Below are 11887 nucleotides of genomic sequence, written 5' to 3' on the forward strand. Positions count from 1 at the left end.
CATTAGTGCGAAGTTGGTCAAGAAGAGCTTGTCCATCTTTACCTGTAGTATTGCCGTTCAAATCCACTTCGTAGAAGTATTGACCCTTCGCTAAGCCTTCAAGTGGCAAGAGGGCTGGATTGTTAGCTGAACCATTATCTGACCAAGGTGCCTTATCAGAAGATTTGAGCAAGAGACGCGTCAACATACCATCTCCACCGAAAGCTTCATACGGAATGACTTGATTGACACCAGCCAAGAATGGACCGGGAACGTTCGCTTTTTCTAAATAGCTGGCCGGAACATCTACTGAGTCCTTAGTATTTTCTTCAACTCCTTTTCTAACTTCATCTGGAGTCGTTACCGATTGAGAAGTAGTCGCTTCACGATCTTGGTTTGAAACTTCAACAAGAGTTGCCTCCGGTTTAGCTTCTTCTTTTTGATTGCTAACTTCTGCTATAGTCTGTTCTTCTTTGGGTTTTACCACTTCTTCCTTAGGAGCTAGGCTAGACTTATCTAGAGAAATAGTTTCATCAACCTCTTCCTTAGTAGCTGACTGATTTGCAGGTAGAGCAGAATCCATTTCTTCTTTTAAAGCTGTCTCTGGCAACTTATTCTTTTCTAATAATGACGAATCTTCTTGAAGAACTTTAGTAGGAGTTGAAGTGAGATCATCTGCATGTACGGTATTTGGTTGACCAACTAGCAAAAAGAAACCACTGGCAACAACGACGGAAGCCACACCCACGCTTAAACGACGGATTGACCAGCGGGTATATTTTTGATTTGTATTGAATTTCATAAGATTCTCCTTTAGGTTTGTTTTTTTATGACTCTAGTATAAAATAAAAATCTCCCTAAAAATAGGGAGATCGATTTGAGAAAACTTGAATTTGATATCTTGATAAAGAACTTTTTATTCATTTTAGGATTCCTCTTCTTCTCTTTCTGCTTCATATTCTTTATTCCATTCTTTAAGATATTCAAGATAACTATTTAAATACTTTTCAAAATCTGCGTCATTTTCATAAGGATAGGAATACAATCGTTTGGTGTACCACTTGAAACCTTTTTGTCCTTTGTAAAAATAATCAATTTTTGTAGGAAGAAAATCTTTATTAAAAGATATCCGAACTTTGCTAAAGCCAAGCTCTTTATCCATAAACAATTCTTCAAATTCTGGAGATCTTTTAGCTTTGTAGAGCGATTTATTCACAAGAGTCTCTGGGGACATGATGATTTCATAATTTGCATTCTTAATTTGATTGGGCGTCACCTTAAGGGTAAGGAGAGCTGAGGTGACTTCGCTGTATAGAGCCTTATTATAAGAATCTTGCGCATCTTCTCGCCCATACTTGCTATACTCTTGCCCATCTTTAATGGCCCATCCATTACTAGTATCAAAGAATTCCCTTTTCTTTAAATCAAATGCAATTCCTTTCGAATAGAACTCCTCTTCTACATCTGTCACTTCCTGTACAAATACAAAACGTTTTTGCAGAAGAATGCTAGAAGCTTTGGAAGTGTAAAAAAATAACAAGTTCTGCATTACGAGGACTAGGACAATAAAGATAAATAGAGCTATGCAAGTCCTAATATAACTTGACCATTTTTTAAACATTCTCACTCCTTTTGTTATGAAGGTAATTATTTATTATAAGAAATCCTACTTTTTACTTTTCTTTTTATCTGCTTCTATTTTCTGTTGATACTTGTATATTTTGTAAACACTATCCAAGTCTTCTTTAAAATCAGCTTCATTCTTGTAAGGATAGGAATAGGTTCGCCAGCTATACCAAGCTAGACCATTTTCACCCTCATAATAAAGTTCAACTTTCGTAGGTAAATTTTCTTTATTAAAGCTAATCCTCACTTTTTTAAAACTATCTTGATAAATTGAATAAAGTCGTTCAAGTTTTGGTATATGCCTTTCCTTCAGCAGATCCTTATTGATAACTTCATCTGCCGAAAGTGTGATCTGATAACTTTCTATAAATATTTGATCGCTCGTCAATTTAGGGTGAGACAAGATAAATGAAAACTCATCTAAAAGAAGCTGGTCAAATCGATCTTTTGCATCTTTTTCCCCAACGCCATCATATAATTTTCCATTTTTTATAAGGTATTGGTCATTTTCAAAAGCCTCTTTATTTTTAAAATTAATTCCTCTGACACTATGATATCGGCTTTCAACGTAGACAAAACCTTTCTTTTCTAACAGATCATACATGGGGCCTTTTTGAAGAGAATCCCTAGGAATCATAAAGAAATAAAAGGCAATAGAAAGAAAAGGTAAAGAAGCAAGGATTAAAATCAAACTTTTCTTATTTTTCATTCTTTCAATTCACACCTCCTTAAAGAAAATAAAAAGCTGTTTCATAAATATATCTTAACTGTTCTAAAAAAAGCTATTCACTAGAACAATATTATACCAAAATACTTCAACAAGAGCTTGAAACAAATAAAATCCCCAAGCCACAAAAACTTGAGGATTATACTCTAGATCATTTCAAAAGAATCACTTTTTTGTTTATCAGGTAAAATGAGTGACAAAATAATTCCTAAAAGTGCTGGAAGTAACCAAGGCAAAGAAGCTTGGGCAAAAGGCAAAGAATTTATTTTATCCATAACTTCCTCGATTTTGAATAGAGGACCCAAAATGCTTGCAAGAGCAATCAAAGTCACTAGTGCAACTGTCACTTGCATACCAATTTTTGACAAGGGTAAGAATTTATTTACAATAACGATCATCACGATCACAATCGTAACTGGATAAAGAATTTTCAAAACTGGTTCTGAATATTGGATAATCGCATTCAAACCAAGGTTCGCAATGGCATAACCAATCAAAGTAAAGATGGTTGCATAAGTTTTATAAGATACTTTCGGGAAAGTATTGTTAAAGAACTCTCCTGTTGAAACGATCAAACCAGCTGTGGTCGTAAAGCAAGTCACTGTTACCATAGCTGCTAGGAAAATTTGAGCCGTTGGACCAAAAATTGCTTGAGTGGCTTGAGATAGGACATAAACACCAGCATTGCCCTTAGCAATCACTTCAGCTGGAACTGGAAAATGATTACCTAGATATCCTAGGCCAATATACATAGCACTAAAGGCAAGGGCAACAATTAGTCCAACAATCCAAATAGTTGAAATGTATTCTTTTTTATTTTTGAAACCCAGTTGATTCAGTGTAGTTACAGCAATCACGCTAAAAGCAACCGAAGCCAAGGCATCTAAAGTATTATATCCTTCCAAGAAGCCTTGTCCAAATGCTGATGCAGCATAGGTAGCTGAAGCCTGCTGAGGTGCTGCTGAGCCATATTTAAAGGCACCCAGTATAATTAAAACAATAATTAAAATTGCAAAAACTGGAGTTAGAATGCGACCAATCCGATCTAAAATCTTTGATGGATTTAAAGAAATCAGATATGCTGCAGCAAAATAAATTGTCGTGAAAACAATCAAACCAAGACCAGTCATATCTTTAGGAAGTAAAGGAGATATCCCAACTTCATAGGCTACTGTTGCAGTCCGCGGAATCGCAAAGAAGGGGCCGATGGACAAATAGAGAGCAACCAGATAGACGATAGCAAACCAGGGTGCAATTTTCTGAGAAATCTCATGAATGTATCCCTTAGGATTGAGAGTCCCAATAACCAAGGTTAATACAGCAATCCCGACCCCAGACAAGACGAAGCCACCAATAGCTGGCCAAAAATTAGAACCCGACTGAACACCCAAAGATGGTGGAAAAATCAGGTTTCCTGCACCAAAAAATATTCCAAACAAGAGCAAGCCTGTTAAGGCACCTTTTTTTATCATAATAACTCCTCTTTATTTATAACATTTTCACATTATAACAAAAATATTATATTTTGCAAAACAAGTGAAATCAAGAACAAATCAATCATAAAAAAGAAAAGTACATTCAAACAAAGACCTCTGAAAAATAGTTCAGAGGTCTTATTTATTTACGCATCACTAAATCTTCTATACTTAATTTCAAATTCAAAAAAGTTCTTCTCTTGGAGCATATGAAAAATATCCCGATAGGCTTCTTCATCAAAGTGATCGCCTAAATATAAGATTTCAAAGCTTAGGTCATCATATTCTAGAAAAGCATTACTCGTTTTGAATCCATTTCTTTTATAGAAATCCATACGTGCTTGACGTTGCTCTAGATTATCACACTCTTCATCTAAACGTTCTACTTCTAAAACCATGGTTTTTTGGTAAAACTCTGTTAGTTTATGGATGATTTCTCCTCCATAACCATGACTGCGAAGATGTGGCATAATCGCAAAAAAACTAACATAAAAGCATTTTTCATTGTAGATTGCAAAAGCAAAGCCCACAAACTCTTCTTCATTGTAAAAGGCAAAGAAATGGGACTGCTCATCATTGGTATAGCGGAGAAATTCACTAATAGGAACTCTCTCTTCTTCGGGAAAAGCTTCTCGATTAAGAGCTTCTACCTTATCCAAATCAGGAAATTCTGCTGTAATAATTTGACTAGTTAAAGACATTGCTACCTCACTTCGTTTAATATTCTAGCAGTTACCAAACATTTTAGCAAGTTTTCAAGTTTCTTCTGCTTTCTTAGAAAATTGACTTTGATAAAGGTCATAATAAAATCCTTTATCTGCCAAAAGACTCTCGTGATTGCCTTGCTCGATAATCTGACCATCCTTGAGCACCAAAATCTTATCTGCCTCCTGAATGGTTGACAGTCGGTGAGCAATGACAAAACTGGTCCGCCCTTGCATGAGTGTCTTCATAGCCTTCTGAATCAAGAGTTCAAGACGTGTATCGACTGATGAGGTCGCTTCATCCAAAATCAGAATCTTAGGATCTGCTAAAAGCGCTCGTGCAATCGTAAGCAACTGTTTCTGCCCCAGGGAAATATTGCTGGATTCCTGGTTCATTTCCATGTTATAGCCACCCGGCAAGGTTCGGATAAAGTGATCCACATTAGCTGCCTTGGCCGCTTCTACAATTTCCTCATCAGTGGCCTGTAAATTCCCGAAACGAAGATTTTCTTTGATCGTTCCCTCGTAAAGCCAAGCATCTTGCAACACCATACCAAACTGTTTACGGTAGTCCTGACGGGAAAGGTCTCGAATATCATGTCCGTCTACAGTAATCTCACCCTTGGTTACATCATAGAAACGCATAAGAAGATTGATCAGAGTCGTCTTACCAGCTCCTGTTGGACCGACAATGGCCACCATCTCACCTGGTTTAACTTCAAGATTGAAATTCCGAATGAGTGGCTTATCTGCCACATACTGGAAGTCTACATCATGAAAGCTGACCTGACCAGTTAAGTCATGTTCTAGTCTTTCAGACACATCATTGACTTCGTCTGCCTCGTCCAGTACTTGGAAAACCCGGTCTAAAGAAGACTTGGCGCTTTGCAATTGGCCAGCTAGCTGTGTTAGGTTTTGAATTGGCTGACTAACCTGCCAAACATATTGAACAAAAGCTTGCATATTCCCAATTGTTAATTGACCAGAAATAACTTGCAATCCACCAATAACTGCTACAAGTAAATAAGTCAAATCAGAAATCGCGTTCAAAACAGGCATCATCAAACCTGAAATAAAACTAGCCTTAAAACCTACTTCTTGAAGATTTTGTGTAATAGCTTCAAAGTCTTGACTGGAAGCCTCTTCTCTTCCGTAAAGTTTTAAAACATTAAAACCACTCAGATTCTCTTGGACAAAGCCATTCATTTCTCCCAAAATATCAGCCTGCTTTTTAAAGTAAGGTTGAGATTTCTTCAATATAAAGTTTGCCGCAAAATAGGTCAAAGGAATACTGATAATCACAAGCAGAGCAAGTGACAGGTTTAGATACAGAACCATAAACATAACCAAGGAAATAGTAAATACAGCATTCACTACTTGCAAAAAACTTTGTTGCAAGGCGTTTGATACTGTCTCTACATCACTAGTAAATCTGCCCAGTAAATCCCCAAACTGGTGCTTATCAAAATAAGATACGGGAATCTGATTAATTTTATGGCTGAGTTCATTTCTCAAATCCCGAATGGTATTTTGTACTGCATTGGTCATGAAATAGTTGGAATAGTAAGAACCGATTTCATAGAAGAGTGCTCGAACAAAGTACAAGACCATGACCCAACCAACATAACTGACATTAATGTGAGCTCCTTCAACTCCCTTAGCCATATCCAAAAGATTGCTAGTCAGTTCTGTAATTGCAAGCCCCAACACAAATGGCTCCAAAACACTCATAACGACACTAAGAATCTTGAGGAAAACAGCTAAAATGACAGATACTTTATAGACTTTTAAATAGCTCCATAAACGAGCAAAAGAATGTTTTTTCTCCATGTTTCCCTCCTATTCTTCTGTTAATGACTGACTGTTAAGCTGGGATTGGGCAATTTCTCGATAAATGGCATTGGATTCCATGAGTTCTTCATGTCTTCCCCGACCAACGATTTCACCCTTATCCAAAACGATAATTTGATCTGCATCCATAATCGTGCCAACCCGCTGGGCAACGATTAAAACCGTTGCATTCTGGGTTACTTCTTTCAAACGACGACGTAAGATAGCATCCGTCTTGTAGTCGAGAGCTGAAAACGAATCATCAAATATATATATATCCGGCTCTTTTACAACAGCACGAGCGATTGACAGACGTTGTTTTTGACCTCCAGAAAGATTGCTTCCTCCTTCAGCCAGGTGTGTTTCAAATCGCTCCTCACGACTTTCGATAAATTCTTTAGCTTGAGCCACATCTGCAGCTTGATTTAGTTCTTCATGACTGGCATCTTCTTTACCATACCTCAAGTTTTCTGCGATGGTACCTGTAAATAGCAGAGCTTTTTGGGGAATGAAACCAATCTTTTGACGCAAGGCTTTAAGTTGATAGTCTCGAACATCAACTCCATCTACCAAAATTTTCCCTAGAGTAACATCATAAAAACGTGGTATCAATTGTACTAAGGAAGACTTACCTGATCCTGTAGAACCAATAAAGGCAACAGTTTCACCAGGTTTGGCCTTGAAAGAAATATTATGAAGGACCGGGCTCTCCGTCTCCCCTGGATAAGCAAAGGTTACATTGTCAAACTCTAGATAACCATGGCTTTCAGTTTCAGTAATACCATCTTCATTAGGATTAATGGAGATAGGCATATCCATAACTTCCTTTAGACGCTCACTAGAGACGGCTGTTCTAGGATACATGGTAAAGAGACTTGATAAAAATAAGAAAGACAGTAAAGCATGAAAACTGTACTCAATAAAGGCAACCAAGTCACCAATTCTTAATTCACCACTTCCTAAAGGCTGCAAAGCAAACCAAACAATAGCGACAATCATGGCAATAATGATTTGAACAAATAAAGGTTCTGTTAATCCTGTCAGTTTGAACAATTTATTGGAATTGTCAGCATAGATTTCATTTTCTGAAGCAAAGCGCTCCTCTTGAAACTCTTCTCTTGCAAATGCACGAATGACCCGTAAACCTGTTAAATTTTCCCGAGCATATTGGTTAATTTTATCCAAAGTTTTTTGCTGCTTCTCTGATAGAGGACGTGTCTTAACAGCCACATACCAAACCACTACCGCCAAAAAAGGAAGGGAAATAGCGACAATCCAAGCCAAGGACGGACTTGTTAAAAAGATCATAAAAACACTTGAAAGCATCATCATGGGTGTAATAACCCCCATTTTTAAGCTCTGCTCAGCAAATTGCATGAGAACAAAAGCATCACTTGTAATCCGTGTCACTAGCGAAGACACACCAATCTGTTCATATTCATGATGAGAATACTCTTGTAGCTTAGCGTAAAGATCATTTCTCATATCACGAACCATACTAGTTGTTAATTTACCAGCCGCATAGGACAGGACAATTCTTCCAAAGACGCCTGCTACAATAACTAATAACATTATAAATGCCCAAAAATACAGACGACTGGTATCTCCTTGGTTAATCCCCTCATCAATCATACGAGCAAGAACTGTAGGAAGACCTAAATTTACAACGACAAAGAAAATCGCTCCTAGGAAATCCAATAAGAGCCATTTAGGATATCTTCTTAAATAAGACCAAATATATTTCATCTCTCCTCCTAAAAACCATTTTTAAACAATAAAAAAGCACTCTCCAGCACTTTTTCATACTCAACTGAAAAATTGAATTCTTTTGCTTCAATTCATCAATATTATACCAAAAGCTATCTCTTTTCTGCAAGAGGAATCTGAAGAAAACAAGAGCCTTTTTGATTTGAAAGTTTGTAGTTTTAATAAACCAACTCCTAGTGGCCATTCATTTAGCAAGCCATAAATCATTGAAAAAAGTGAGATTATAAATCTCACTTCGTTCACTATTTAGTTCGTTTAAACTTAGCATCTTTGAAGATTGCCAGAGTAGCTTTGTCAGCTTGACCAGATTCCAACTGAGAAAGATCCAATGTCAACACATCGCCTTCAATTTTGTACTTAACTTTGTCGTTGCCACCCTTTTCTGATTCAAGAGTTTTATTCTTTTGATCAACTTTTAATTTATAATCTTGATTTTTCTTATTGCCCAAAGCTTTAGCTTCAAGAGTTACTTTACCTTTGGTATCTTTGATTTCAATTGTCATTTTCAAAGAAAATTGATCAGCGTATTTTTCTGCTTCTTCACTTGAAGCGCCTTGCTCCTTAAGTGTGTTCTTAATAAAATCCTTAGAAGCTTCATAAACATAGGTTCCGTTGTCGCTCTTAGCAGCGCCTGAACATGCTACAAGGATAATAGCACCAATTGCAAAAATTGTAGCTAAAACAATACGTTTGATAGATTTCATTGTATACTCCTATAAATTTGATATTGCTATTATAACAAAAATTTCACTATCTAACAATAGCCCGAAAAGGAAAATTGATTTTAGGGAGTTTGAAAAATAAGTAATTAACCTTGATATAAAGAAACTCTTCAACGTAAATTTTACATTTACTAAACCTTTCTTTCAATACATTCTTCAAGATATTCTACCATACTTGGATAGATTTTTTTACAGGTTCCATATTTCCATTCATAAACAGAACCTTTTGTATCAACTAAGATTAGAAATCCATCAAATCCTAAATCTTCAAGAATAAACATATTCACTGGAAAATCAGGATAGGTTTCCCGAGCCTCAAGGGTTGATTTTACAACATTTAAATAATCTGGCCCATTTAAGCCCTGCCATTCAACTCCATAAAAATTGACAAGTCCAAACTCTTTTAAATACTCAATGAAGTCAGTTGGAAATTCTAGTGATAACTTATTTTGTGCTTCCACTATCTGTTCATTACTTGCGCCTTTTGTAGAAACTAGATCTGAGATTTTTTTCAATTCATTGGTAACATTTGTCATTATAATTCTTCTCCTCTCATTCTCCAATATTCTGCTTTTTCTTTTCTAAATTCTCCTCTATCAATTTGAGATGATTGAGGTGGAACTTCATGTAGATTACTATAGTTACTCTTGTGTTCATTGAAAGTTAACTCTGCCAATGGAGAGTCCTGTCTTTGACCGATATGATGTAATTCGACTGGTTTACCGTCTGCTAGGGGAGGCTTACCATCAAGCATCCGCTCCTTATTCGTTTTTCCTAATTCATCTAAGGTATCTTGTAAAGTCGTAGGGCTCTATGGCGCTAGATGTCGTTTTACAAATTGGCAAGAGACCTGTTTTAGTTCAAATTTTATCAAAGTATGTGGGATATGCCGGACATCATATTGGAAATGAAATCACTAAAATAAGGAATCCATTCAAGACAAAGAAGTAAACATGATATGGATAGGTTTTAGGAATTGATGTGAGTAAAGCAAACTCTGAAGTAGCTATTCTTATCAACGGACAAAATATACATGGTTACTACTCTATGCCCAATGGTACGATTGGATTTAATCACCTACTGAAAGACCTGAAAACAGAGCAACACAACAGATATTATATTCCAAGCTACGGGTGTCTATTCTCACCGTCCTCAAGCATTTCTAGATAATAATGGATACGCTTATATACGTCTTAACCTTCTGGAAGCTAAAAACAGTTGAATAGTCTGGGAGCACGGAAAATAGATAAAATTGATGTAGACAAATTAGCTTCCTCACAAATTTGTCTTAAATCGTAAAACAACTTATAGTGACCCCAGCCGATTCTATCAGAATCTGACAGAAGATATCGTCAGGCCTAAGAAAATAGGTTACACAAGGTTCTTCAAGTTTCCTTCCCAGAACTCGAGAACTTGCTCTCTATACCTACAGGATAGCAATATTGGAATCTCTTGACGGTCTTCCCAACCAAACAATATCTTTATTAATATTGATCTCGAACTCTTTTAATCTGGTGATTATCTGGCACAGGAACATATTACCAAGCGTAGTAATCCTTACACTAGAAAAATCCTATATAAATATATTCATAACATCGCTTCAGCTAGTCACACCAATCCATATCACATTGCAGACTTCTATGAGAATCAAAACCACCAGTGTAAACTGGTGGTTTGTTCTGCGGCTGTAAGCCGCTTCTACCGGTCAGGGGTAAAAGCCCGCCGAAATAGCTTCCTCGCGCACCACTTTCCCGAGCAGGTACTTAAGCACCTTGACTTACTTTCTCCTATTCATTTCGCCAGTAAACGGATCTACTGCCTCGAATAAAGTAAGCTGGTCTACTACTCTGTCTTCTTGTAATTGATTTTGAATATATTCAGCTATCACTTTCTGATTACGGCCTACCGTATCTACATAATAGCCTCTGCACCAAAACTTTCGATTCTCATATTTGTATTTTAAATTCGCATGCTTATCAAAAATCATCAAGCTGCTATTTCCCTTTAAATATCCCATGAAATCCGAAACACTGAGTTTGGGCGGGATACTGACAAGCATATGAATATGATCGAAACAAGCATTGGCTTAATGGATGGTCACACCTTTTCACTCACATAAGTCACGTATGATTTTTCCGATACTAGCTTTATATCTGCCGTAAATGATTTGACGACGATACTTTGGTATATTATAAACTTTCATTAGCCTCTCTCATGAGATATCTCCTTTGTGATGTTTAGTAGTGGCGGGGAAACCACTTCTATCTTATCAGTTTAGGAGGTTCTTTTCTTACCACGCTAAAAGCTATCCGGAACCACTAGCATAGCTAGTGGTTTTCAAGAGACAACAAAGAAGACAATCGCAGACGACTTTAACTAAGCCACATGCGATTGTCTTAATACATCAACTCATCAGGATAATGTATTACCTTGTAATGCATAACAAACTTTACAACTATACTTCAACTTAAAATCATTAAAGTCAACTATGCCCTATCATTGTAACAGCTCGAACTTATCCTTAAAATATTACCTTAATACTCAATGAGAATATATTTTGAACTGGAAATCCGCATTACCCTTGACAAATAGTAGAAAAGAATCTAAATATTTCTCTTATTTATGTATCCATAGAAAAAAATTAGTCTTCTTTTTTCTTGCGAGACACAAGTCCAAATCCGCTCATCAAACCAAGTACTCCTAGAGTTGCCAAAGCTGCATGATCTTCCGTACCAGTATTAGGTAATTCTTTGGTTGCTTTAGTAGTTGGAGATTGCTCAGTCGGTTTTTGTTGAGGGGCAGTAACAACTTTTTCGTAGACATGTTCTGTGTCGCCGTTTGGAAGTTTCTTAGTCTCTACGAAGCGGTAGCCTGGGATATCTTTCTTAGGTTGTTCGCCGTCTTCGGTTGGATAACCTGGAATGTCATTGCCTTCCTTATCCTTATGACTAGTCTTAACCTTCTCATAAACGTGTTCTGTGTCGCCGTTTGGAAGTTTCTTAGTCTCTACGAAGCGGTAACCTGGGATATCTTTCTTAGGTTGTTCGCCGTCTTCGG

At 36.8% G+C, this 11887-nt stretch carries 10 protein-coding genes and 4 pseudogenes; 2 read left to right on the plus strand and 12 right to left on the minus strand.

The genetic code is table 11. The features are described from left to right. The 10 genes and pseudogenes from PCY06_RS10550 to PCY06_RS10595 all read right to left on the minus strand — a co-directional run. Window positions 1–781: fibronectin-binding SSURE repeat-containing protein (locus tag PCY06_RS10550; RefSeq protein WP_301390593.1), on the minus strand; the 781-nt coding region annotated here is incomplete at its 3' end. 123 nt (window positions 782–904) lie between these two features. Next, window positions 905–1600 carry a hypothetical protein gene (locus PCY06_RS10555; RefSeq protein WP_082307635.1) on the minus strand — a complete coding sequence of 232 codons (696 nt, stop codon included), beginning with the start codon at window positions 1598–1600 and terminating at the stop codon, window positions 905–907. Between the two features lie 45 nt (window positions 1601–1645). Beyond that, the gene (locus PCY06_RS10560; protein ID WP_082307634.1) at window positions 1646–2314 is read right to left on the minus strand and encodes a hypothetical protein; all 669 of its coding nucleotides are present in this window, start codon (window positions 2312–2314) and stop codon (window positions 1646–1648) included. 164 nt (window positions 2315–2478) lie between these two features. Continuing rightward, window positions 2479–3804 carry a branched-chain amino acid transport system II carrier protein gene (brnQ, locus tag PCY06_RS10565; protein WP_105165141.1) on the minus strand — a complete coding sequence of 442 codons (1326 nt, stop codon included), beginning with the start codon at window positions 3802–3804 and terminating at the stop codon, window positions 2479–2481. Between the two features lie 149 nt (window positions 3805–3953). Then, window positions 3954–4508: a GNAT family N-acetyltransferase gene (locus PCY06_RS10570; RefSeq protein ID WP_008808625.1), complete on the minus strand. Its 555-nt coding sequence runs from the start codon at window positions 4506–4508 to the stop codon at window positions 3954–3956. Between the two features lie 54 nt (window positions 4509–4562). Then, window positions 4563–6341 (minus strand): ABC transporter ATP-binding protein, encoded by a 1779-nt coding sequence (locus PCY06_RS10575; protein WP_082307632.1) that lies wholly within the window; start codon window positions 6339–6341, stop codon window positions 4563–4565. Between the two features lie 9 nt (window positions 6342–6350). Further along, the gene (locus PCY06_RS10580; protein ID WP_048780045.1) at window positions 6351–8087 is read right to left on the minus strand and encodes an ABC transporter ATP-binding protein; all 1737 of its coding nucleotides are present in this window, start codon (window positions 8085–8087) and stop codon (window positions 6351–6353) included. A 263-nt stretch (window positions 8088–8350) separates the two neighbouring features. Next, on the minus strand, window positions 8351–8812 hold the full coding sequence (locus PCY06_RS10585; protein WP_060553563.1) for a hypothetical protein: 462 nt from the start codon (window positions 8810–8812) through the stop codon (window positions 8351–8353). 149 nt (window positions 8813–8961) lie between these two features. After that, the gene (locus PCY06_RS10590; protein ID WP_061583769.1) at window positions 8962–9366 is read right to left on the minus strand and encodes an SMI1/KNR4 family protein; all 405 of its coding nucleotides are present in this window, start codon (window positions 9364–9366) and stop codon (window positions 8962–8964) included. After that, a pseudogene (locus PCY06_RS10595) lies at window positions 9366–9587 on the minus strand (HNH/ENDO VII family nuclease); the annotation flags it as partial. The pseudogene PCY06_RS10595 and the gene PCY06_RS10590, both read right to left, overlap by 1 nt. Before the next feature lie 218 nt (window positions 9588–9805). Here PCY06_RS10595 and PCY06_RS10600 point away from each other — a divergent pair. Continuing rightward, window positions 9806–10481, plus strand: a pseudogene (locus tag PCY06_RS10600) (transposase); the annotation flags it as partial. Between the two features lie 126 nt (window positions 10482–10607). Here the strand turns inward: PCY06_RS10600 and tnpA are convergent. Continuing rightward, window positions 10608–11033: pseudogene (gene tnpA, locus PCY06_RS10605) on the minus strand (IS200/IS605 family transposase). Between the two features lie 142 nt (window positions 11034–11175). On the opposite strand from tnpA, the pseudogene PCY06_RS10610 reads away from it, so the two are divergent. Continuing rightward, window positions 11176–11301: pseudogene (locus PCY06_RS10610) on the plus strand (IS110 family transposase); the annotation flags it as partial. Between the two features lie 170 nt (window positions 11302–11471). Here the strand turns inward: PCY06_RS10610 and PCY06_RS10615 are convergent. Continuing rightward, window positions 11472–11887 (minus strand): LPXTG cell wall anchor domain-containing protein (locus PCY06_RS10615; RefSeq protein ID WP_301390594.1); only part of this gene is annotated, 416 nt, incomplete at its 5' end.

Origin of the sequence: Streptococcus sp. SG1 (genome assembly GCF_030439935.1) — a bacterium.
GTDB classification, from domain to species: domain Bacteria; phylum Bacillota; class Bacilli; order Lactobacillales; family Streptococcaceae; genus Streptococcus; species Streptococcus gordonii.